Genomic DNA, 23,636 nt, shown 5'->3' on the forward strand with positions numbered 1-23,636 from the left:
GCTTCTTCATGTACTACAACCGCACCAGACTCCACAGCTACAACAACTACCTGTCGCCAATAGCTATGGAGCAAAAAGCGGCATAAGCACCGTAACCGGTGTCCGGATTTACTTGACCAGTTCAGCCTGCTCGCGATGGGGCCGGTACATTCAACATTTGTGTCGAGGCTTATACCGCTATCGCGAGCAGGCTCACTCCCACAGGGGACGGTGTTTCGGGCATAAAAAATGGGGTGCATTCAATGCGCCCCATTTTTGTTAAAGCGTTAAATCAGAACGCCGGCACTACCGCGCCTTTGTACTTCTCGAGAATGAACGCTTTCACTTCCGGGCTATGCAATGCAGCAACCAGTTTCTTCATCGCCTCGCTGTCCTTGTCGTCCGGGCGGGCAACGAGGATGTTCACGTATGGCGAGTCGCTGCCTTCGATGACCAGCGCGTCCTTGGACGGATCAAGCTTGGCTTCCAGCGCGTAGTTGGTATTGATCAGCGCCAGGTCGACCTGGGTCAGTACACGCGGGATGGTCGCGGCTTCGAGCTCACGGAATTTCAGGTCCTTGGAATTCTCGGTGATGTCCTTCACGCTCGACAGGATGTTGTTCGAATCCTTCAACTTGATCACGCCGGCCTTGGCCAGTAGCAACAGCGCACGACCGCCGTTGGTGGCGTCGTTCGGGATCACGACGTTGGCGCCGCCTGGCAGCTCGGTCAGCGCTTTGTACTTGCTGGAGTAAGCGCCCAGCGGTTCCAGGTGTACGCCGGCAACGGCAACCAGATCGGTGCCCTTGGCCTTGTTGAATTCATCGAGGTACGGCTGGTGCTGGAAAAAGTTGGCGTCCAGACGTTTCTCGGCCACTTGCACATTCGGCTGAATGTAGTCGGTGAAGACCTTGACCTGCAGGTTCACGCCTTCTTTAGCCAGGGCCGGCTTCACGAACTCCAGGATCTCCGCGTGCGGGACTGGTGTGGCGGCCACGGTCAGGGTTTCATCGGCTTGAGCGGAAAAGGCTGCAACGGCAGCGAACGCGACGAGTAGTTTTTTCATTCAGCTAACTCCATGTGAGGCGCCTGTCTTCGGCGCCTGCCAGCGAATGGCCGGCTCATTTGTCATTTACGGGAAAAGTGGATCACAAGCTTATCGCCAACGGTTTGCAGCACTTGCACCAACACCAGCAGCAACACCACCGTGACCACCATTACGTCAGTCTGGAAACGCTGGTAGCCGAAACGAATCGCCAGGTCACCCAGACCACCGGCCCCCACTACACCGGCCATCGCCGTGTAGGACACCAGTGTAATGGCTGTCACCGTAATCGCCGCGAAGATGCCCGGGCGGGCTTCCGGCAGCAAGGCGTTGGTGATGATCTGCCGCGTCGTCGCGCCCATGGCCTGGGTCGCCTCGATGATGCCGCGATCCACTTCACGCAGGGCGGTTTCCACCAGTCGTGCGAAGAACGGCGTAGCACCTACCACCAGCGGTGGAATCGCACCGGCAACACCGAGGGACGTGCCGGTGATCAATACGGTGAACGGGATCATCACAATCAGCAGGATGATGAACGGCAGCGAACGCAGAATGTTCACCACCAGCGACAGCATCGCGTAGACGCCTTTGGCCTCCAGCAACTGACGCGGACTGCAGAGAAACAACAGCACGCCCAGCGGCAGGCCCAGCAAAACGGTGAACAACAGCGAGCCGCCGAGCATCAGCAGAGTATCGCCGGTGGCCAGCCATATTTCGTACCAGTCGATGTTGGCGAAGAAACTTGTCAGGACTTCCATCAGCGCAGCACCTCCATGTGAACGTCAGCCGCAGTGAAGCGGGCGAACGCCGCTTCCATGTCGCCACCGGTAACGGCCAGGGTCAACTGCCCGTAGGGCACGTCTTTGATGCGGTCGATACGACCGGCCAGGATGCTGTAGTCCACACCCGTTTCGCGGGCGACAGTACCCAGCAATGGCGCGTAGGTCGCTTCACCCTGGAAGGTCAGACGCACGATGCGGCCCGGCACGTGAGCGAAGTCATCGCGCTGTTCGCTATCGTCGATCTGCTCGTCTTCTTGTACGAAGCGTTTGGTGGTCTGGTGCTTCGGATGCAGGAACACCTCGGCCACCGAACCTTGCTCGACGATCACGCCGGCGTCCATCACCGCCACCTGGTCGCAAACCCGGCGGATCACGTCCATCTCGTGGGTGATCAGTACGATGGTCAGCTTCAGTTCGCGGTTGATCTCAGCCAGCAATTGCAGGACCGACGCAGTGGTCTGCGGGTCCAGAGCACTGGTGGCTTCATCGCACAGCAGGATTTTCGGCTTGGTTGCCAAGGCGCGGGCGATGCCGACGCGCTGCTTCTGACCACCGGACAACTGCGCCGGGTACTTCTTGGCATGGTCGGACAGACCCACCCGCGCCAGCAACTCGGCCACACGCCGGTCAATCTCGCTGCGGGACAGTTCACCGGCGAGGGTCAGCGGTAGCGCGACGTTGTCGGCAACGGTCTTGGAGGCCAGCAAATTGAAGTGCTGAAAAATCATCCCGACCTGCTGACGGAAGCGCCGCAGGCTGTTGGCATCAAGCGCGGTGACTTCTTCGCCATCGACGAAGATCTTGCCGCCACTGGAGTTTTCCAGGCGATTGATCAGACGCAGCAGGGTACTTTTTCCTGCACCGGAATGGCCGATCAGGCCGAAGACCTGACCATTCTCAATCGTCAGACTGGTCGGATGCAGGGCCGGAATGTCCTTACCGGCGACGCGGTAAGTTTTGTGGACGTTTTGAAACTCGATCACGTAGCGAACCTTGTGGGGCGCGTTGGAAAAGGATCAGCGGTTAGCCGGGCGCGCATTTTAGCCTGTCCGTATAGAGGTTCTTAGCATTTATTTCGCAATCATCCTGCCATTTGGCAATAACGCGATCAAAGGTCAGAAAAAAGGAACGGCTAAAAAAGCCATCAGTCACTAATTAGGCAACTCGAAAACGCCTCCGGTGCCGTGCCGGGGGTATTACTCAAGAGTCCTGGCTACGGCGGGAATCGCAACGAGGGAGTTTATGTCTGATGAGTACTAAAAAGCCTGCCACAACCAAAAGCGCACTCGCCGGGACCGATACCCTGGACCGCGGCAACACCAACGCCAAGCTCGACAGCCTGGAAAAATTTCGCTCCGACGCCACTGAACAGGCCCTGCGCACCAATCAAGGCGTGAAAGTCTCGGACAACCAGAACACGTTGAAGGCCGGCGCCCGCGGGCCATCGTTGCTGGAAGATTTCATCATGCGTGAAAAGATCACGCACTTTGACCATGAACGCATTCCCGAGCGTATCGTCCACGCCCGCGGCACCGGTGCTCATGGTTTTTTCCAGAGTTATGAAAATCATTCCGTACTGACCAAGGCAGGTTTCCTGCAAGACCCCGGCAAGAAAACGCCGGTATTTGTGCGCTTTTCTACGGTGCAAGGCCCTCGCGGGTCAGGCGATACCGTGCGGGACGTACGAGGTTTCGCCGTGAAGTTCTTCACCGACGAAGGCAACTTCGACCTGGTGGGCAACAACATGCCGGTGTTCTTCATTCAGGATGCGGTCAAGTTTCCTGACTTCGTGCATGCGGTAAAACCTGAGCCACACAACGAGATTCCTACCGGTGGCTCGGCTCACGATACGTTTTGGGACTTCGTTTCTCTGGTGCCGGAATCGGCGCACATGGTGATCTGGGCCATGTCCGATCGGGCGATCCCGAAAAGCCTGCGCAGCATGCAAGGCTTCGGTGTGCACACCTTCCGGCTGGTCAATGCCGAAGGCAAGTCACGCTTCGTCAAATTCCATTGGCGCCCCACCGCCGGGACCTGTTCGCTGGTCTGGGATGAAGCACAGAAACTCGCCGGTAAAGACACCGACTACCACCGTCGCGATCTCTGGGAGTCCATCGAGATGGGGGACTACCCGCAATGGGAACTGGGCGTACAAGTCGTCGAGGAGGAAAACGAACACACTTTCGATTTCGATCTGCTCGACCCGACCAAAATCATCCCTGAAGAAATCGTGCCGATCACGCCGCTGGGCAAAATGACCCTCAACCGCAACCCGGACAACTTCTTCGCCGAAACCGAGCAAGTCGCCTTCTGTCCCGGGCATATCGTGCCGGGGATCGATTTCTCCAACGACCCACTGTTGCAAGGACGGCTGTTTTCCTACACCGATACGCAGATCAGCCGACTGGGCGGGCCGAACTTTCACGAGATTCCGATCAACCGTCCCGTGTCTCCGTTCCACAACGGCCAGCGGGATGCGTTGCATCGCACCACCATCGACAAGGGCCGCGCGTCTTACGAGCCAAACTCCATCGACAGTGGCTGGCCGAAAGAAACGCCGCCCGCCGCGCAAGATGGCGGGTTCGAGACTTATCCGGAGCGCATCGACGCCAACAAGATCCGCCAGCGCAGCGAGTCGTTCAGCGACCACTTCTCCCAGGCGCGATTGTTTTTCCACAGCATGAGCAAGCACGAGCAGGAACACATCATCTCGGCTTACAGCTTTGAGCTTGGCAAGGTCGAGCGCGAGTTCATTCGGGCGCGTCAGGTCAATGAGATCCTCGCCAACATCGACCTGGAACTGGCCAAGCGTGTGGCACTGAACCTGGGCCTGCCTGCGCCGAAAGCCGGGACGGTCGAGGTGCGTAAAACCTCACTGGATCGCTCTCCAGCCTTGAGTCAGGCCAATCTTCTGCCGGCCGATATCAAAACCCGGAAAGTCGCCATCCTGGCGGCCAACGGTGTCGATGGCGCGGCAATCGATGCGATGAAAAAAGCGCTGAAGGCTGAAGGGGCTCACGCCAAACTGCTCGGCCCGACTTCTGCACCGGTGACGACCGCCGACGGCAAAGCGCTGGCGGTGGATGCGTCGATGGAAGGCTTGCCGTCGGTGGCGTTCGATGCGGTGTTTGTGCCCGGTGGCGCGGCGTCGATCAAGGCGTTGAGCACTGACGGTGTGGCGCTGCATTACGTGTTGGAGGCGTATAAGCACCTGAAGGCAATAGCGCTGCATGGCGAGGCGAAACAGTTGCTGGATGTGTTGAAGCTGGAGGTCGATGCGGGGTTGATCGTTGGGGCAGATGCCAAACTGATCAAGCCGTTTTTTGCCGCGATAGGGCAGCATCGGGTGTGGGACAGGGAGCCGAAAGCCAAGGCGATTCCGGCTTAAGGGCTGTCTGAAAATGCTGTAGTGATGGCGAGGACGCCATCGCGGGCAAACCCGCCCCCACATCGGATGAGGGATAAACCACATATTTGTGGTCTACCCAAAACCCTGTGGGAGCGGGCTTGCCCGCGATGCTTTTAAGGTTTGCGCGGACTCAGAACCATCTGCGCCGGGATGTTGCGCAGAATCTGCTTCTCAAGGTTCAAATCAAACTCCGAATCGAGCTTTTTGACCCGCTTGGTCAGCAGTGTAGCCAACCAAGGGTAATCCTGGGTGCGTGGCGCCTGAATACTCACGTCGCACTGGTAATTCACCACATCGGCGGCGATCGCATCCAATTGGCGACGAAGTTTCGTCATATCGGTCAGGTTTAACGCAACGGTGGTGCTTTCAGCAGTCGGGTCGATAACTTTCGCCTGCGGCTTGGCTTCGGCAGCCATGAGCGCGGCTTCGGCTTTATCCAGCTCGGCCTTGCGAGCATTAACAATGGCATTGTTGACCCCTCCGGTCAGCGCTGGCGCCTTGGGCATCAATACCCGAGCACGACTGAGGGCGGTGGCGGCGGCATTCACATCGCCTTTTTGCAGCACGATACGGCTGCGCAGCAGATAGGCTTCGGCCAACTGACGCTGGTATTGCTCGAGGGATTGATCGTTGGGCGATTCGGTCTGCAAGGCAGCCAATTGACCTTCGGCGGTAGCCAGCTCGCTGCGGGCCAGGCTTTGTTCCAGTTGTGCGATGGCCGTGGCCCGCGCATCAGTGGCTTCGGTGGCCGCCGGTGGCGTGCTTTGGCAAGCGCCCAGTAGCAGAGAAAATGCGACAAGGAGCAGATAACGGGAGGCGAACAGCTTCATTCCTGCGACTCTCTATTTGCGCAAAAAACGAGCAAGTCTACACCCCTCGACGGGGCAGGACAAAACTCAGCAGAAACAGCGCGGCGGCTGCCACCACAATCGACGGGCCGGCCGGGGTGTCCTTGAACCAGGACAACGCCAGCCCGCCACACACCGCGAGCATACCCAGCAGGCTCGCGCCCAATGCCATCTGCTCCGGCGAGCGGGCGTGACGTTGTGCCGCAGCCGCCGGGATGATCAGCAGTGAAGTAATCAGCAACACACCGACGATTTTCATCGCCACCGCGATCACCACAGCGATCAGCAGCATCAGGGCCAGGCGCAACGCCGCCACCGGCAAACCTTCAACCCTGGCCAATTCTTCGTGCACCGTGACTGCCAGCAATGGCCGCCACAACGTCACCAGCAAGGCCAGAACGGCCGCACTGCCGCCGAGTATCCAGGCCAGATCGGTCGGACTGATCGCCAGCAGGTCGCCGAACAGATAAGCCATCAGGTCGATCCGCACTTCGTGCATGAAGCTTAGTACCACCAAGCCCAAAGAGAGCGTGCTCGGTGCGAGAATTCCCAAAAGCGTGTCGGACGCCAGCGGCTGACGCTGTTGCAGCGTCACGAGCAACACCGCCAGCAGCAAACAGCCTACGGTGACCGCCACGGCCGGGCTGACATCCAGCAGAAAACCCAGGGCTACGCCCAACAATGCTGCGTGGGAAAGGGTGTCGCCGAAATAGGCCATGCGCCGCCACACCACAAACGAACCCAGCGGGCCCGCGACCAGCGCCAGAGCAAGACCTGCAAGCAGGGCGTAGAGCAGAAAATCAGCCATGCTTGCAGCTATCTCCATGAACGTGGGGTTGGGCCGACGGTGCCGCGCTGACCACCGAACCATGCAAGTCATGGGCGTGGTCGTGATGGTGGTGATAAATCGCCAGGCTTTGTGCGTTCTTTCCGAACAGCTCGACGAAAGCCGGATCGCCGCTCACCTGCTCGGGATGCCCGGAGCAGCAAACATGACGGTTAAGGCAGACCACCTGGTCGGTGGTGCTCATCACCAAGTGCAGATCGTGGGAAACCATCAACACACCGCAGCCGTGACGGTCACGCAGACGGGTGATCAGGCTGTAGAGTTCGGCCTGACCAGCCACGTCGACGCCTTGTACCGGTTCGTCGAGCACCAGCAGTTCCGGTTCGCGCAACAATGCCCGAGCCAGCAGCACCCGCTGCATTTCGCCACCGGAAACACTCTGCACCGGGTTGTCGATCACCTGTTCGGCGCCGACTTCCTTGAGTGCCGCCAACGCGCGAGTGCGGTCCACACCCGGCACCAGACGCAAAAAGCGCAGCACCGAAAGCGGCAGCGTGGGATCGACGTGGAGTTTTTGCGGCATGTAACCGACCCGCAATTTCGGCTTGCGCCAGACGCTGCCGCTGTCGGGTTTCAACAGGCCGAGCACGGCGCGCACCAGCGTGGTTTTGCCGGCGCCGTTGGGGCCGATCAGGGTGACAATCTGCCCCGGCTCGACACTCAGCTCAATGTTATCGAGCACGTTTTGCCCGGCAAAGGTGACGGCAACCTGCTCGAGGCGGATCAGCGCGTTGCTCATCAAGCCCCCTGACAGCCCGAGCACAGACCGCCCACTTCGACGGTCTGGCCCTCGACGACAAATCCGACATCCCTGGCGCTAGCGATGATCGCGTCGCTGATGGATTTCTGTTCAAGTTCAATGGCAGCGTGGCATTCGCGGCAGATAAGGAACTGCCCTTGGTGGGCGTGTCCCGGGTGATTGCAGCCAACGAAGGCGTTCAGCGACGAGATGCGGTGAACGAGGCCATTGTCCAGCAGGAAATCCAGCGCGCGGTACACGGTTGGCGGCGCGGCTCGACGGCCGTCCTGCTCGCTGAGCACCGCGAGGATGTCGTAGGCGCCCAATGGTTTGTGGCTTTGCCACACCAGTTCCAGCACCCGCCGACGCAAGGCCGTCAGGCGCAGGCCTTGACGTGCGCACAGGGCATCGGCCTCAGACAATGCGCTATGAACGCAGTGAGAGTGGTCGTGGGGACGGCTGGCAATCGGTGTTTTAGGCATGAGCGGCGACGAGTTTTGTGAGAGACGTTATTATGTTACCCGTTCTCGCCTCTTCGAGTGGTCATCGTGTCCCGACTTTTTTCTATCTTTGTCGCATTTGTCGCAAGTTTTCTGCTGATGGGTTCAGCCCACGCCGAAGTCAAAGTCCTTACCAGCATCAAGCCTCTACAGCTGATCGCCGCTGCTGTGCAGGACGGTGTAGCGATTCCGGAAGTGTTGCTGCCGCCCGGCGCTTCGCCGCATAACTATGCTTTGCGCCCTTCCGACGTACGGAAGGTGCAATCGGTCGATCTGGTTTACTGGATCGGTCCGGACATGGAAGGTTTCCTGCCTCGCGTGCTGAAGGGTCGCACGTTGCCCAGCGTTGCCGTGCAGGATTTGCCTGGTCTGAAACTGCGTCGTTTCGTCGAAGACAGTCACTCTCACGCCGAAGAAGCCGACGACCATGACCACGATCACCGTCCCGGCAGCCTGGATGTGCATTTGTGGTTGTCGCCGGTCAATGCTCGAGTGATTGCCACGAAAATGACCGCGGACCTGAGCGCAGCCGATCCCGTCAATGCGGCACGTTATCAGAGCAACCTCAAGGCGTTCGACGAGCGCCTGGATGCGCTGGATCTGCGTTTGAAGAAACGTCTGGCCAGTGTTGAAGGCAAACCCTACTTCGTGTTCCACGAAGCGTTCGACTACTTCGAAGATGCCTATGGCCTCGAGCATGTCGGCGTTTTCAGTGTTGCCGCAGAGGTGCAGCCCGGCGCCCAGCATGTCGCGGCGATGCGCACGCGATTGCAGGAAGTCGGCAAGACTTGCGTGTTCAGTGAGCCGCCCCTGCGACCGCGCCTGGCAGAAACTCTGGTGGCGGGTTTGCCGGTGAAACTGGCGGAACTGGATGCGTTGGGCGGGTACACGCCAGCGACTGCTCAAGGGTATGAGCAAATGCTGGAGAAGTTGGGGAATGATTTGGCTGGGTGTCTGGAGTCGTTGTAACTCCGACATCGGCGTCGCCTCGATCGCGGGCAAGCCCGCCCCCACAGGTTCGCGGTGATGCTTGTGGGAGCGACGGCGCGGCGATCCGACTTGCCCGCGATGCTTTTTAGAGGGCGAACGGCAACGGCGTACTGACCTTCTGCCGCTGTGCCAGGCGTTGCTGAAACTCCATCGGATCGTGAATCAACACGTCCTGCCCGGCAAACGCCTCGGCGGCAATCAACCGCGACAACCAGAACCGCACACACGCTACCCGCAGCATGGTCGGCCACAACTCCGCCTCGGCCGCCGTGAACGCTCGCAGCGCCGCATATGCCCCAAGCAATGCCCGCGCCCGCGCGCCGTCGATCAGCCCGCCCTCGTCCGAACACCAGTCGTTCAAGGCAATCGCCACGTCGTAAAGCATCGGCCCCGAACAGGCGTTGTAGAAGTCGATCAACCCGGTCAGGTGCGTGCCTTCGAACATCGCGTTATCGCGGAACAGGTCGGCGTGGATATTGGCTCGCGGCAGCGCCAGAATTTTCGTCTTCTGCTGTGTGATTTCGTCCAGCGCCCGTTGCAGCAGTTCTTTCTGCTCGGCATTCACGTGCGACAGAAACTGCGTGCCTTCTTCCAGCATCCAGTCCAGACCACGATCGGTTTTGCGCTTGATCATCTTGGCTTGGGTCGCCAGATGCAGATGACCGAGCAACTCGCCCACTTGGGCGCAATGCTGCGCGTTGGCTTCCTTGATGTGCTTGCCGGCCAGGCGCGGCTGCAACAGCGCAGGTTTACCGGCCAGTTCGCGCAAGGCAACGCCGTCGGTGGTGCGCAACGCGTACGGCACCGGAAGATCGGCCTCGTGCAGGACATCGAGCAGTTCGATGAAGAACGGCATCTCCTGAACCGGACCGCGCTCGACCAGGGTCAGGACAAATTCACCCTGCTCCAGGCTGATAAAAAAATTGGTGTTTTCGCTACCGGCGGCAATCCCCTGGAAATCAAGCAGGCGGCCGAGGCCATAAGGGGCGAGAAAAGCTTCCAGCTCGGGCCGAGCCAGGGGGGTGAACACAGACATGGTTAAAACTGCCAGTACGGGCGCTGCTACTGGAGCCAACGCCGATTGAAATTAAGAATTTACTTCCACTCGAAAATCTTCCACGACGGAATCAGCATATCCGGCTGATCCGAGCGAATGAAGTTCGCATCTGTACCGTCCGCGCGCACCAGAAAGTACGGTGGAGCGCCCTTCGGCGTAACCTTGATCGCGTACAGGAAACCGTTTTGGCGGTATTCCTGAATGACCTTGTCCCCTTCCGTGCGGATCGTGACTTCAGGCTCCGGAGTCGGCGCATCATCCGCTGCCATGACGGCGAACGGAACGGTTGCAAACAAGCCAGCCAGCAGCAAGCGATTTAGTGTGCGCATGATAACCTTGTCCCTTTGTCGTCAACGGTCCCGCTATTCTAGCGCCGGACCCGCCGAAAAGGTTGATCCTGCTCATGAGCCAAGCCCCCCTCGTCCTGGTGGACGGTTCTTCATACCTGTACCGCGCCTTTCACGCCCTGCCACCGCTGACCACTTCCAGAGGTCTGCCGACCGGTGCGGTCAAGGGCGTGTTGAACATGCTCAAGAGTCTGCGCAAGCAATACCCGGACAGTCCGTTCGCCGTGGTGTTCGACGCCAAGGGCGGGACTTTCCGCGACGAAATGTTCGCCGAATACAAAGCCAACCGCCCAAGCATGCCCGATGACATGCGCGTACAGATCGAGCCGCTGCACCAGAGCGTGATCGCCCTGGGCTTCCCGCTGCTGTGCGTCGAAGGCGTCGAAGCCGATGACGTGATCGGCACCCTGGCGCGCAGCAGCGCGGCGGCCGACCGCCCGGTGGTGATCTCCACCGGCGACAAGGACATGGCACAGCTGGTCGACGGCCACATTACCTTGGTCAATACCATGACCGGTAGCGCATTGGACGTGGAGGGCGTGAAGGAGAAATTCGGCGTCGCTCCCGAGCAGATCATCGATTATCTGGCACTGATGGGCGATTCGTCCGACAACATTCCGGGCGTCCCGGGCATTGGCCCGAAGACCGCTTCGGGCCTGTTGGTCGGTGTGAACGGCGGCCTGACCGAGCTCTATGCGCAGCTCGATATCGTCCCGACCCTGCCGATTCGCGGCGCCAAGACCTTGCCGGCCAAACTCGAAGAGCACAAGGAGATGGCGTTCCTCTCCTATCAACTGGCAACCATCAAGATCGACGTGCCGCTGGACATTGGCCTCGACGACCTGCAGATGGGCAAGCCGGATCACGACAAACTCGCCGAGCTCTACACCCTGCTGGAATTCAAGAGCTGGTTCGAAGAGAACCAGCGCGATGCCAAGCGTTCCGGCCAGGAAGTCGCCGCTCCGGTGGCTGAAGAAGCGGCCGTCGATACCGAACTCAAGTACACCACCATCCTCACCCAGGCTGATTTCGACCTGTGGCTGAAGAAGCTCAACGACGCCAGGCTGATTGCCTTCGACACCGAAACCACTGGCATCGATGCGCAGCAGGCGCAACTGGTGGGCCTGTCTTTCGCTGTACAAGCCAACGAAGCGGCCTACATCCCGTTGACCCATTCCTACATGGGCGTACCAGATCAGCTCGATCGCGACACCGTGCTGCGCGCACTGAAGCCGATTCTGGAAGACCCGAGCAAACTCAAGGTTGGCCAGCACGCCAAGTTCGACATGAACATCCTGGCCAACTGCGCCATCGGCGGCGATCAGAGCTGCGGCATCACCGTGCAAGGCATCGCCTTCGACACCATGCTCGAATCCTACGTGCTGGACTCGACCGCGACCCGCCACGACATGGACAGCCTGGCACTCAAGTACCTGAATCACACCACTACCAGTTTTCAGGACATCGCCGGCAAGGGCGCCAAACAGCTAACCTTTGACCAGATCTCTCTGGAACTGGCGGGGCCTTACGCCGCCGAAGACGCAGACATCACCCTGCGTTTGCATCAGACGCTGCAAGAAAAACTCAACGCCATCCCGAGCCTGAGCAAGGTCCTGAGCGAAATCGAAATGCCGCTGGTGCCGGTTCTGGCACGAATCGAACGCCAGGGCGCGCTGGTCGATGCCAACCTGCTGGGCATTCAGAGCGTGGAGCTGGGCGAGAAAATGGTCGCCCTCGAGCGTGAGGCGTTCGCCATCGCCGGGGAAGAATTCAACCTCGGCTCGCCGAAGCAATTGGGCGTGATCCTGTACGAAAAACTCGGCCTGCCGATTCTCAGCAAAACCGCCAAGGGCCAGGCGTCCACCGCCGAAGCCGTGCTGGCGGAACTGGCCGAGCAGGATTATCCGTTGCCCAAAGTGCTGATGCAGTACCGCTCGATGAGCAAGCTGAAAAGCACCTACACCGATCGCCTGCCGGAACAGATCAACCCACGCACCGGGCGGATTCACACCTCCTATCATCAAGCCGTAGCGGCGACCGGTCGTTTGTCGTCCAGCGATCCTAACCTGCAGAACATTCCGATTCGTACCGCCGAAGGTCGTCGGATTCGTCAGGCATTCGTTGCGCCAAAAGGCTACAAGCTGCTGGCCGCGGACTACTCGCAGATCGAACTGCGGATCATGGCTCATCTGGCCAAGGACGAAGGTTTGCTGCACGCCTTCCGCAATGACCTGGACGTGCACAAGGCCACCGCCGCCGAAGTCTTCGGGGTTGAACTGGCCGAAGTCACCACCGACCAACGGCGCAGCGCCAAAGCGATCAACTTCGGCTTGATCTACGGCATGAGCGCGTTTGGCCTGGCCAAGCAGATCGGCGTTGATCGCAAGCAATCCCAGGCTTATATCGATCGTTATTTCGCCCGTTACCCGGGCGTTCTGGCGTACATGGAGCGCACCCGCGCGCAGGCCGCAGAGCAAGGTTTCGTCGAAACCATCTTCGGTCGTCGCCTGTACCTGCCGGAAATCAACGCGAAAAACCCGGCCCTGCGCAAAGGTGCCGAACGCACGGCGATCAACGCGCCGATGCAAGGCACTGCGGCGGACATCATCAAGAAAGCCATGGTTGCCGTAGATAGCTGGCTGACAGCCTCAGGCCTCGACGCCAAAGTCATCCTGCAGGTGCACGATGAATTGGTTCTTGAGGTGCGTGAAGATCTGGTCGACCAGGTCCGTGACGAAATTCGCGCGCACATGAGCGATGCCGCGAAGCTGGATGTGCCGCTGCTGGTCGAGGTTGGTGTAGGAAATAACTGGGACGAGGCTCACTGAGCCGTCTGAAAAGACGTGTTCTGCTGCGGCATATTGCCGCAGCAGATAGAGCGAAGGGCGCGCATAGTTCAAAAAATGCTTTGGCTATTCCAAAGGCTTTTGAAAAAATTCTGAACTAATCTCGTAAATTGCCACTCAGAGTTACTGAATGGGTGGTGAAGCCCTTCGATGCTCCTATGTTGTGTTAAGTGTTGGCAGATATCTGGACCCCGCCCTAGCGGTCCGGAACTTGAACCCCGGAACTTCCCCCTCCCCATAAGAAGTCCGGGGTTTTTTTTGCCTGCAATTTATTGCCCGGCAACCTCGGCGCCCTTGTCCGCCAATTCCATCCAGCCCGCCAGTACAGTGTAGGCGTCTTCCAGGCCCATGCGTTTTGGCGCCGAAAACAGTTGGATACTGATCGCATCGCCCCAACCCTTGCGGATATCTGCCTGAACCTTGAGCAGGACGTTTTTCGCCGCGCCGTAGGTCAGTTTGTCCGCTTTGGTCAGCAGAATGTGCATCGGCATGCCGCTGGCGACGGCCCAATCGAGCATCAACAAGTCGAAATCGGTCATTGGATGACGGATGTCCATCATCAGAATCAGACCTTTCAAACTCTCGCGACCACCCAGATAAGCTTCCAGGTGACGCTGCCAGTGCAGCTTCAACGGGATCGGTACTTTTGCGTAACCGTAACCCGGAAGGTCGACCAGACGACGATCATCGTCTAGCTTGAAGAAGTTCAAGAGCTGCGTGCGCCCCGGTGTTTTCGAGGTTCGCGCCAGGCTGGCGTGTGTCAGGGTGTTCAGCGCGCTGGATTTACCGGCGTTGGAACGCCCGGCGAAGGCGACTTCAAAGCCCTCGTCGTCCGGACATTGGTCGACTTTGGCGGCGCTGAGCATGAAGGTGGACTGTTGGCACAGACCGAGGATGGGGTTCTTGAGTTGCATGGGATTTCCGATGTGGGCGGCGCCGGGAATGGACGCGGCGAGCAGTGTCGTTTCCGTTTCAGTGACGCCAGTATATAATGCCGCAGATTTTGTGTGCGCTTTGTCCCAGCGTAGGATGAAGTTCACGAGAGCGATTGACCTTGATTGCGCACTAGAACGCAGAACGCTCTCAACCCTGAAAAGGTCGTTTTATGACGAAATGGCTGCTAGCTGCCGGTATCTTGATGCCGCTTTACAGCGCTCAGGCTACACAGGATCCGGAAGCTGTGTACAACCGTGTTTGTGGTGCCTGTCATTCCGGCCAACTCCCCATGGCGCCCAAAAAGGGCGATCAGGAAGCTTGGACGCCGAGGTTGGCGAAAGGTATGGAGACGCTGGTGCAACACGTGACCCAGGGTTTCAAGGCGATGCCGCCGCGTGGTTTGTGCATGGACTGCAGTGCCGAGGATTACCAAGCAATCATCCAGTGGATGAGCGAGTGATCCCGGCCCATAACTCTTTAACCCTTAGCCGTAGTTGGATTAGCTGATGAACAAATTGATCGTGAGTCTGCTGTTGACCGTGGGGATCTCCGGCATTGCCCATGCCGCAGGTGATGCGACTGCTGGTCAGGCGAAAGCCGCAGTATGTGGCGCCTGTCATGGCCCGGATGGCAACAGTATGGCGCCTAACTTTCCGAAACTGGCAGGCCAGGGCGAACGTTATCTGAACAAGCAGCTGGTCGACATCAAGTCCGGTAAACGCACGGTGCTGGAAATGACCGGCCTGCTGACTAACCTGAGCGATCAGGACCTGGCTGATATCGCCGCCTACTACTCCACCCAGAAAGGTAGCGTTGGCGCCGCCGATCCGAAAATCGTCGCTCGAGGTGAAGCACTGTTTCGTGGTGGCGACCTGGCCAAGGGCCTGCCATCCTGCACCGGATGCCACGCTCCAGATGGCAAAGGCAACGCCGCTGCCGGTTTCCCGCATTTGGGCGGACAGCACGCGCAATACATCGCCAAGCAACTGACCGATTTCCGCAAGGAAGAAGGCGGCCGCACCAACGATGGCGACACCAAAACCATGCAGACCATTGCCAAAAGGCTGAGTGACGAAGATATCGCGGCAGTGTCTAGCTACATTCAAGGCCTGCACTAAGGTCTGCGGACAGAGCGTTGCTCAGGGCGTACATCTCCTGCAACGTTAACGCTCGATTAATCCGTCGATGCAAGCATAAAAAGGGTGGCCTTGGCCGCCCTTTTTTGTGGCCGCTGCCGTTACACTACAGAACTCAAGCCCGCCAGGACCTGTCTGAAAACAGGTCGCGCGAGGCGATCTAATTTGTCCAGGAGTAAAGCATGCGTAATCTGATCATCAGCGCCGCACTCGTCGCTGCCAGCCTGTTCGGCATGACCGCCCAAGCCGCCGAAGCACCCGCCGCCCCTTACGTCGAACTGACTAACGCTGTTCCGGTGGCTGTACCTGGCAAGATCGAAGTGGTGGAGTTGTTCTGGTACGGCTGCCCGCACTGCTATTCATTCGAGCCGGTGATCAATCCTTGGGTTGAAAAACTGCCTTCCGATGTCAATTTCGTGCGTATTCCAGCCCTGTTCGGCGGTCCTTGGGACGCCCACGGGCAAATGTTCCTGACCCTGCAAAGCATGGGTGTCGAGCATGGCGTGCACGCTGCGGTGTTCAACGCCATCCAGAAGGAACACAAGAAACTGACCGACAAGAACGAAATGGCTGACTTCCTGGCGACCCAAGGCGTAGACAAGGACAAGTTCCTCGCAACCTTCGACTCCTTCGCCATCAAGGGTCAGATGACCAAGGCTCGCGAACTGGCCAAAAAGTATGAAATCTCCGGTGTTCCAACCATGATCGTCAACGGCAAGTATCGCTTCGACGTAGGTTCCGCCGGCGGTGCCGAACAAGCACTGCAGTTGGCCGATAAACTGGTCGACAAAGAGCGAGCGGCTAACAAGGCTGCTGCCAACTAAGCGCGGCGACCGCCATGCGCCGCTGGGGAACTGAACGCGTCGTCGGCCTGCATGATCCGCGGGTCAACGAGCATCACCTGGAATCCACGGGCTTGCCCGCAGACAGCCGTTTGCGCTTGCTCAGTTTCAATATCCAGGTCGGCATCAGTACCGAGCGTTATCGGCATTACTTGACCCGAGGCTGGCAGCATCTGCTGCCCCACACCGGGCGTGCCGACAATCTGCAAAAGATTGGCAATCTGTTGGGCGACTTCGATCTGGTCGCCTTGCAGGAAGCCGATGGCGGCAGCCTGCGATCAGGCTACGTCAACCAGGTGGAACACCTGGCCCAGCTCGGTGCATTCCCCTACTGGTATCAACAACTCAATCGCAATCTCGGCCGCCTCGGCCAACACAGTAACGGCGTGCTCAGCCGCCTGCGTCCGTGGGCGATTGAAGATCATCCGCTGCCGGGGCCCAAGGGTCGCGGGGCAATTCTGGTGCGCTTTGGCGAAGGTCCCGAGGCACTGGTGGTGGTCATGATGCACCTGGCGCTCGGTGCTCGCACCCGCAGCATGCAACTGGCTTACATCCGCGAGCTGATCGGTGGATACAAACACCTGGTGCTGATGGGCGACATGAACACCCATGCCAGTGACTTGCTGCAAAACTCCCCGTTGCGTGACCTCGGCCTGCTCGCGCCGCAGCTGGAAGCAACCTTCCCCAGCTGGCGCCCGCAACGCTGCCTGGACCACATTCTGCTGAGCCCGACCCTAACCCTTGAAAAGGTTGAGGTACTGGCACAACCCATTTCCGATCACTTGCCGGTCGCGGTAGAGATTCGCCTGCCGGGTTCGCTCACGGCTGATGCATTCCCCGCGTTGAGTCCTGCCCCTCGCGGATCCCATGAATGAGCGACGAAGCACAGCGCTGGAAAGAGAAATACCTCAAAAGCATCGAACAACAGGAAAAGCTCGAACGTCGATGGGACGCCCGGCTCGACCTGCTGCGTCGCGGTCTGGTACGCAGCACCCTGGCAGCCGAGGGCACGGACCGCGCTGTTGACCTGTGCATGAAAGAAATGCGCGAAGTTGTGCGCACTGATGACATGGACGCCGGCCTGGCCGCCCTGCTTCCGCGACTGGAAAAAGCCGTACTCGACTCCGAACAGCGCCGGGAAACCCGGGTCAACCAGACCAGCGCCGCACTGACCGCACTGATTTCGCAGCTGCAAACGTTGCCGTTGCCCCGGGAAGTGAGCCGGCCGCTCAAGACCTTTGCCAAGCAACTGGATGCAAGAGTCGGCCAGGTGCGTGAGATACCCTTACTGCTCAGCGAACTGAGTGGTCTGCAAGGTAAAGCCCTGAGTCAGCTTGAGAACCCTGCAGAGTCCGGCCGCCCGGGTTTGCTGCAGCGACTGTTTGGTAGCCGTGAAGCAGATGATGTGACATTACAGCTCGCCCCGGTGGTTGTGCAGACGCCCGCCCCACTGCTGATCGAAGCGATTGCTGCGCCTTACCACGACGCACCGCAAGTAACCGTCGATATCACACCAAACATCGATAAGCCGCCCGTGGTGGCGGCACAAGTCGCCGTGTCGGCGGTTGTCGTATCCGAATCACAGGTGCCAGAGACAGCGCCCGCAACGGAGCCGTCCCCAGCAGTCGTGGCATTTGTCCCCTCGGTACTAGAACCGCAGCCAATACGCTCCACCCCCGAGGCACAACCCCAGCCGGTAATTGAACAACCAGAAGTGTCGGCTCCACCGACCATTGCGCCAGCGACACTGGCACAGTCGGTTATCAATCCCGATGAACTGACCCCGGTGGCGTATCTCGACACCCCGCCTCTACCCTCGTCCGTGGCTGAGGCATTGGCCACTGTCGACCCCGAACAAACCGACCAGGATATTCTCTACGCCCTGCCGGACTCACCCGAGCCGTCCTACAGCTCAGTGGCCAGACATATCGAAGACACGCTACTGGGCCTGCTCGACGACCTGACACTACCCGAGCGTCATCGCCCACAAGCCGAATCGATGCGCGATCGTCTGCAAAACGGTTTGAACTGGTACGAGCTGCTGCCCATTCTCGACGATCTGGCGACTTTGATGCTGGCGATCACCGACAGCGGCCAGCACGAATTCGAAGCCTATCTGCAGCAACTCAACGAGCGCCTGGAATCGTTCCAAGGCAACTTGCAAGCGGCCAGCGAAGGCCATGCCGACAACAGCTCGGCCGCGCGCGAGATGGACACGCAGATACGCGAGCAAGTCGATGGCTTGCAGAGCAGCATGCAGGAAGCAGCGGACCTGGACGATCTCAAGCAGGTACTTGAGAATCATCTCGAAGGCCTGCTCGGCACCATGGACCAGCACCAGAAGCAGCGCGACGAGCGCGAGCAGGAGATAGCGACCCGCCTGCATGGCCTGGCCGAACGCGTGGCCCACATGGAGCAGGAAGCCCTGGGCTACCGCGAGCATCTTGAAGAGCAGCGCCAGAAAGCCTTGATCGACCCGCTGACCAGCCTGCCCAACCGGGCGGCATGGAGCGAGCGACTGGAACACGAAATCAACCAATGGCAGCAACACGGCAACACCCTCTTGTTGGCAATGCTCGACCTCGACCATTTCAAACGCATCAACGATAACTATGGCCACTTGGCGGGCGACAAAGTGCTGAAGATCATCGCCAGCGTGCTGCGCAAGCGCTTGCGCGGGTCGGATTTCATTGCCCGGTTTGGCGGTGAAGAGTTTGTGCTGTTGATGCCCGCCACAGTGCCCGCAACCGGCGCAAAACTGCTGGAAAACCTGCGTGCATCGATTGAAGCCTGCCCTTTCCACTTCAAGGGTGAGCGGGTGACGATCACCCTTTCCATGGGGCTGACGGCGTTCAAACCCGGTGAACATGGGGATCTGGTGCTTAAAAGAGCCGATCAGGCGCTATATCGTGCGAAACACGCAGGCCGCAACCGAGTGGAACTGGGCTGAGGGGCAATTGTTCCATTTTATTTAAAACATCGCGTTCGCCATCCGGGAGCAAAACAATACGTTACACTGTTGCATTACTGTCTTGCGTGTATTGCCTCTGCCATGAAATACCTTGCTCTCATCGCGTCGCTGATTCTGCTGGGCGGCTGCGCCAGCGGCCCCCGGTTCAACACCAGCCACCCCTCAGCCAATCACGACAGTCGTGTCCAGTTCGTGGTGATGCATTACACCTCCGCATCGCTGGAGCGCTCGTTGCAATTGCTGACCCATGGCGAGGTAAGCAGTCACTATCTGATCGGTGACGACAAGGGCGCCACCATCTACAAGCTGATGGATGAAAACCTCCGGTCCTGGCACGCCGGGGAAAGCGAATGGCAAGGCCGCACCTGGTTGAATTCCAGTTCCATCGGCATCGAAATCGTCAATCCGGGCTTCAAGGACACCCCCTCCGGGCGTCTCTGGTATCCCTACAGCGAAGACCAGGTCCAGTCCTTGATCATCCTGTTGAAGGACATCAGCAAGCGTTACGCCATCAATCCTCGCAATATCATCGGCCATAGCGACATCGCACCGTTGCGCAAGCTTGATCCGGGACCGCTGTTCCCCTGGAAACGCCTGGCTGGCGAAGGCTTGGGAATATGGCCGAACGAGCAGGTCGTAGCGCGCCAGCAAACACAGTTCGAAGTACAACTGCCGACCATCAGCTGGTTTCAGGGACAACTGGCTCGCTTGGGTTATGCCACGCCACAAACAGGTGAACTGGATGTAACAACACGACATGTAATTGCTGCCTTTCAGATGCATTTCCGACCTTCGCGTTTCGACGGGACACCGGATGCGCAAACAGCGGCGCTGCTACAAGTCTTGAACCAGACAAAATAATGACGCCCGTCCGACGGTCAGCGCTTTTCCCAATCAGCAGCTATAACTCATTGGTAATTCTTCGGATATTCCATGATGCCCGCTGCTCGAGAGACACTTCGTAGTTGGTTCTATCGCCCTTGGTTCCTGGCGATACTGGCTGCTGCCTTGAGCGCGACGCTATTGATGGCCGGCAGTCTGTTCGTGGCCATGCATCAGCTAGAACAGAACGAAAGCCAGGAAATGAATGCCCAAGGTGAGCGTTTCCTTGTTCGCCTGGAGCAACTCTTCGGGCAGTTGCGTGAAAGTCTGGATGATCTGGAAGCTCAGCCATTACGGGGCTGTGATGACGAAATGATCGCGACCTTGCAGCAGGTCAGTTTCAATTACCGTTTCGTTTACGAAGCCGCTTACATGGACGCCTCGCGGATCTGTTCAAACCGTCCCCGCCAGGAAGGGCTGTCGATGATAAGACCCCCGGACATCACGGGGCCGACTTACAGCTACTGGCTGAACACCACCACCGAACCCGATGAAAACCGTGCCGCGTTGATGCTGGGGCGCGGTAACTTTCGAGTCGCGACGTCTCGGGGACATTTGACTGACATGGTCGATTTGTCGCCGGGAAGCAGCGTGCTGGTGATACTCGATCACGGCACGCGCGCGATTCCGGTGCTGGGCGTTTCACAGGTCTGGCCACCCACCGAACCCTGGCCCCCGAAAAGCCTCGACTCGCTACAAGTCACGCAATCTCGCTTGATCTATCGCATGCCCACCAACAATCCTGAATACCAATTGGTGCTGATCAGCCCACGCACCAGCATGCATGTGCCCCCGGTCTGGTGGTGGTTGCTGCCGGCCAGCTTGGCGTTGGCCGCGTGTGTGGGCTTTCTGGTTTTTCTGCTGGTGCGCCAGCGACAGTCGCTGGACGCCGAACTGAGTGGCGCCATTCGGCGTGGCGAACTGCAGGTCCTGTATCAACCGATCTTCGACCTCGACAGCCGTAACTGTGTCGGGGCAGAAGCCTTGCTGCGCTGGCGAAGACCGGACGGGACCCTGACCAGCCCCGATCTGTTCATCCCGATGGCGGAGAACACCGGCCAGATCCGCCAGATGACCGACTTCGTGCTGCAGCGCTTGCTTGAGCAGTTGGGGCAACTGCTGCGAGCCAACCCGCAGCTGTATATCTCGGTCAACCTGGCAGCCTGCGATGTCATGGTCCCGCGTATCGGCCAAGTGATGGCGCGCCTGTTGACCTTGCACCGGGTCGCGGCGAAGCAAATTGCCTTTGAAGTGACCGAGCGGGGATTGATCAATGTCGTGGTAGCCCGGGAAAACCTGCAAGCCTTGCGGGATGTCGGGCATCAGGTGCTGATTGATGACTTTGGTACCGGCTATTGCAGCCTTGCCTACCTGCAAACCCTGCCAGTGGATTGCCTGAAAATCGACAAGGCATTTATCGATGCCCTGGGCCATGACGCTGCAAGCAGTGGCGTGGCACCGTACATCATTCATATGGCCCATGCCCTGCAACTCAAGGTGATTGCCGAGGGCATCGAACATGAGGCTCAGGCGGCGTTTCTCAGCAGTGAAGGCGTGAAGTTCGGTCAGGGATGGCTATTCGCGCATGCGTTGAGTTCGGCGCAGTTCATCGAACTGATTACGCGTGGCCGCCGACTGGCCGCCCGGCGCCTGGATGACGAAGCTTGAAGCGGCTTCGACTTATACCGACAGCGCCATATAGAACTGGGTACCCTGCCCCGGCCGCGAATAGACCCCCATCCGCCCACCGTGCAACTGCACGATTTCCTTGCACAGCGCCAGTCCGAGCCCGGCCCCACCCTTCTTGCGACCGACCTGGACAAAGGGCTCGAAGATCCGCCCCTGCTGACCGTAGGCAATGCCTTCGCCGTTGTCTTCGACGCTGATGATCACCCGTTCCCCATGACGCCGAGCCTGTAAGCGTATTTGTCCGCCAATCGCGGTATGGCGCAGCGCGTTGTCGATCAGGTTATCGAGCACTCGGTCCAACTGCGGTTGATCAGCCTGCAACCAAGGCAATGGCCCCTGCACTTCCACCAACAAGTCGATGCCCTTCTCCCCTGCCGGCCCAGTAAATCGAGCACGGGCCAGCTCCAGCAAATCTTCGATGGCACACGGCGCCAGCGTGAGTTTCTGCAAGCCGTTCTGGTAACGGGAGAAGTTCAGCAGGTCGTTAATCAACTGCATCAAGCGCTGCATCTCTTCATTCACGGTGTCCAGCAGATCGGCTTCACGCGAGTCCTCGGCAAAATGCGCGCGCTCGCGGAACAGTCCGAACGCCATGTGCATTCCGGTCACCGGCGTTCGCAGTTCATGAGAAGCGCGCAAAACAAACTCGCTGCGCACCCGTTCAAATGCCCGCTGTTCGGTGACGTCATGCAGCACCATCACCGCGCCGAGGATATGCCCCTGTGTATGGCTGACCGGCGTCAGGCTATAGGTCAGCAACCTCGACTCACCATCGACCTCGATACTCAGGTCCTCTGGCGCGTGCTCCAAAGTGCCGCCACGCAGCACTAGTTGCAGCTGTTCATCAAGTTCGGGACGCTCAAGCGCCGTACCCAGCCCTTGGCCAAGACGGTCGGTCTCCCAACCTAACTGACGCTGCGCCACCGGGTTGAGGTGTTCCAGATGGCCATCGCGGTCGATCATCAGCAAACCGTCGTCGATGCTGTCGAGCACAGCCTGCAAACGCTGCTGGCCGGCGAGCAGTTCATCGATATTAGTGGCCTGGTGCTCGCGCAGAGCTTCGGCCATGACCCCAAAGCGGCGGGTCAGTTGATTCATTTCCGCCGCCGAGGAAATCGGCAGGGTCACTTCGAAATTGCCCTGGCCGATGTTGTCCGCGGCCTGGACCAAGGCCTCGATCGGAGCGCCGAAACGCCGCGCGATCGCATGGGCGGTGGCGAAGCCAATGATCAACACCGCCAGTCCCACCAACCCAAGCAGGCCGGCGATCAGCAGCGCCCGATCACGGGCCTTGCGCTGGGCATCATTGACGTTGTCCAGCGCGCGCTTGTGTTCGGAGATCAAGCCATTGCGCAGCGCGTTGAATTTTTGGGTGAACTCGTCATTGCCACTCAACACGTATGTCGGGTCGCGTGACACGTCGTAAGTCTGGAGAAAACGCTGGTAATCGGCCTTGGCTTGTTTGAAACCGTACTGGCCGCCCTGGCCTGATTGCTCATGGGCAATGCCTTCGTCCAGAAGCTCGAAGTAATGCTGCCTGGACGCTTCGAATGCCGCAGGATCAGGTTTATCGCTAAGCATGATGATCAGTTGATCGCCGAGGATCTGCTGCAGCTTGAGGCCCATATCAAGGGTGACGAAGTTGTTTCGAACCGCCGCATCCTGAGTCCCGGCCATCTGCATCACGCTGACCAGCCCGAGCAAAAGCCCCAGCAGGGCCACCGTGATCAATGCGGAAATACTCAGGAACAAGCGCGTCCGCAACTTCATCGCCAGTTTCATCGGGCAAGG

At 59.0% G+C, this 23,636-nt stretch carries 21 protein-coding genes; 10 read left to right on the top strand and 11 right to left on the bottom strand.

Features of this window, described 5'->3' with window-relative positions:
- Window positions 1–271: 271 nt before the first annotated feature.
- From FQ185_RS19710 to FQ185_RS19720, 3 genes are all read right to left on the bottom strand, one after another.
- Window positions 272–1,045 carry a MetQ/NlpA family ABC transporter substrate-binding protein gene (locus FQ185_RS19710; protein ID WP_149418885.1) on the bottom strand — a complete coding sequence of 258 codons (774 nt, stop codon included), beginning with the start codon at window positions 1,043–1,045 and terminating at the stop codon, window positions 272–274.
- 62 nt (window positions 1,046–1,107) lie between these two features.
- Entirely contained in the window at window positions 1,108–1,782 is a 675-nt protein-coding gene (locus FQ185_RS19715) for a methionine ABC transporter permease (protein ID WP_149418886.1), read from the bottom strand.
- Entirely contained in the window at window positions 1,782–2,789 is a 1,008-nt protein-coding gene (locus tag FQ185_RS19720; RefSeq protein ID WP_149418887.1) for a methionine ABC transporter ATP-binding protein, read from the bottom strand. The genes FQ185_RS19715 and FQ185_RS19720 overlap by 1 nt, the downstream gene beginning before the upstream one ends.
- 266 nt (window positions 2,790–3,055) lie before the next feature.
- Between FQ185_RS19720 and katE the strand changes: the two genes are divergently transcribed.
- Window positions 3,056–5,194 (top strand): catalase HPII, encoded by a 2,139-nt coding sequence (gene katE, locus FQ185_RS19725; RefSeq protein ID WP_149418888.1) that lies wholly within the window; start codon window positions 3,056–3,058, stop codon window positions 5,192–5,194.
- 134 nt (window positions 5,195–5,328) lie between these two features.
- Here the strand turns inward: katE and FQ185_RS19730 are convergent, their stop codons facing one another.
- Genes FQ185_RS19730 through zur form a run of 4 tightly spaced genes read right to left on the bottom strand, consistent with a single transcriptional unit; the run spans window position 5,329 to window position 8,131 of the window.
- Entirely contained in the window at window positions 5,329–6,045 is a 717-nt protein-coding gene (locus tag FQ185_RS19730; protein ID WP_149418889.1) for a PA5502 family lipoprotein, read from the bottom strand.
- A gap of 37 nt (window positions 6,046–6,082) precedes the next feature.
- Entirely contained in the window at window positions 6,083–6,871 is a 789-nt protein-coding gene (znuB, locus tag FQ185_RS19735; protein WP_149418890.1) for a zinc ABC transporter permease subunit ZnuB, read from the bottom strand.
- On the bottom strand, window positions 6,864–7,649 hold the full coding sequence (gene znuC, locus FQ185_RS19740) for a zinc ABC transporter ATP-binding protein ZnuC (protein ID WP_149418891.1): 786 nt from the start codon (window positions 7,647–7,649) through the stop codon (window positions 6,864–6,866). The genes znuB and znuC overlap by 8 nt, the downstream gene beginning before the upstream one ends.
- A complete protein-coding gene (gene zur, locus FQ185_RS19745; RefSeq protein ID WP_149418892.1) occupies window positions 7,649–8,131 on the bottom strand; it encodes a zinc uptake transcriptional repressor Zur in 483 nt (160 codons plus the stop codon). The genes znuC and zur overlap by 1 nt, the downstream gene beginning before the upstream one ends.
- Window positions 8,132–8,197: 66 nt before the next feature.
- On the opposite strand from zur, the gene znuA reads away from it, so the two are divergent.
- Complete coding sequence (znuA, locus tag FQ185_RS19750; RefSeq protein ID WP_149418893.1) at window positions 8,198–9,118, top strand: zinc ABC transporter substrate-binding protein ZnuA; 921 nt, start codon at window positions 8,198–8,200, stop codon at window positions 9,116–9,118.
- 106 nt (window positions 9,119–9,224) lie between these two features.
- On the opposite strand, the gene FQ185_RS19755 is transcribed toward znuA, so the two are convergent.
- Both FQ185_RS19755 and FQ185_RS19760 read right to left on the bottom strand, forming a co-directional pair.
- Complete coding sequence (locus FQ185_RS19755; protein ID WP_149418894.1) at window positions 9,225–10,175, bottom strand: homoserine kinase; 951 nt, start codon at window positions 10,173–10,175, stop codon at window positions 9,225–9,227.
- Between the two features lie 59 nt (window positions 10,176–10,234).
- On the bottom strand, window positions 10,235–10,525 hold the full coding sequence (locus FQ185_RS19760) for a DUF2782 domain-containing protein (RefSeq protein WP_128874653.1): 291 nt from the start codon (window positions 10,523–10,525) through the stop codon (window positions 10,235–10,237).
- Window positions 10,526–10,599: 74 nt separating this feature from the next.
- Here FQ185_RS19760 and polA point away from each other — a divergent pair, with 74 nt between their 5' ends.
- A complete protein-coding gene (polA, locus tag FQ185_RS19765; RefSeq protein ID WP_149418895.1) occupies window positions 10,600–13,371 on the top strand; it encodes a DNA polymerase I in 2,772 nt (923 codons plus the stop codon).
- A gap of 287 nt (window positions 13,372–13,658) precedes the next feature.
- Here polA and yihA read toward each other — a convergent pair whose 3' ends face one another.
- Window positions 13,659–14,303, bottom strand: coding sequence for a ribosome biogenesis GTP-binding protein YihA/YsxC (yihA, locus tag FQ185_RS19770; protein WP_149418896.1), 645 nt, complete (start codon window positions 14,301–14,303; stop codon window positions 13,659–13,661).
- A 191-nt stretch (window positions 14,304–14,494) separates the two neighbouring features.
- Between yihA and FQ185_RS19775 the strand changes: the two genes are divergently transcribed.
- The 7 genes from FQ185_RS19775 (at window position 14,495) to FQ185_RS19805 (ending at window position 21,824) form a co-directional block, all read left to right on the top strand.
- Window positions 14,495–14,785 carry a cytochrome c5 family protein gene (locus tag FQ185_RS19775; RefSeq protein ID WP_074872298.1) on the top strand — a complete coding sequence of 97 codons (291 nt, stop codon included), beginning with the start codon at window positions 14,495–14,497 and terminating at the stop codon, window positions 14,783–14,785.
- A gap of 46 nt (window positions 14,786–14,831) precedes the next feature.
- Window positions 14,832–15,443, top strand: a complete 612-nt coding sequence (locus FQ185_RS19780) for a cytochrome c (protein WP_149418897.1) — start codon at window positions 14,832–14,834, stop codon at window positions 15,441–15,443.
- A gap of 200 nt (window positions 15,444–15,643) precedes the next feature.
- Window positions 15,644–16,285, top strand: coding sequence for a thiol:disulfide interchange protein DsbA/DsbL (locus tag FQ185_RS19785; protein WP_149418898.1), 642 nt, complete (start codon window positions 15,644–15,646; stop codon window positions 16,283–16,285).
- A gap of 14 nt (window positions 16,286–16,299) precedes the next feature.
- Window positions 16,300–17,178, top strand: a complete 879-nt coding sequence (locus FQ185_RS19790) for an endonuclease/exonuclease/phosphatase family protein (RefSeq protein WP_149418899.1) — start codon at window positions 16,300–16,302, stop codon at window positions 17,176–17,178.
- The gene (locus tag FQ185_RS19795; RefSeq protein WP_149418900.1) at window positions 17,175–19,253 is read left to right on the top strand and encodes a diguanylate cyclase; all 2,079 of its coding nucleotides are present in this window, start codon (window positions 17,175–17,177) and stop codon (window positions 19,251–19,253) included. Before FQ185_RS19790 ends, FQ185_RS19795 begins: the two co-directional genes overlap by 4 nt.
- 102 nt (window positions 19,254–19,355) lie before the next feature.
- On the top strand, window positions 19,356–20,135 hold the full coding sequence (locus FQ185_RS19800; RefSeq protein ID WP_149418901.1) for an N-acetylmuramoyl-L-alanine amidase: 780 nt from the start codon (window positions 19,356–19,358) through the stop codon (window positions 20,133–20,135).
- Window positions 20,136–20,207: 72 nt separating this feature from the next.
- Complete coding sequence (locus FQ185_RS19805; protein ID WP_149418902.1) at window positions 20,208–21,824, top strand: EAL domain-containing protein; 1,617 nt, start codon at window positions 20,208–20,210, stop codon at window positions 21,822–21,824.
- 12 nt (window positions 21,825–21,836) lie between these two features.
- Here FQ185_RS19805 and FQ185_RS19810 read toward each other — a convergent pair whose 3' ends face one another.
- Complete coding sequence (locus FQ185_RS19810; RefSeq protein ID WP_149418903.1) at window positions 21,837–23,627, bottom strand: ATP-binding protein; 1,791 nt, start codon at window positions 23,625–23,627, stop codon at window positions 21,837–21,839.
- Window positions 23,628–23,636: the final 9 nt, after the last annotated feature.

The sequence above is a fragment of the Pseudomonas sp. ANT_H12B genome (assembly GCF_008369325.1).
Classification (GTDB): Bacteria; Pseudomonadota; Gammaproteobacteria; order Pseudomonadales; family Pseudomonadaceae; genus Aquipseudomonas.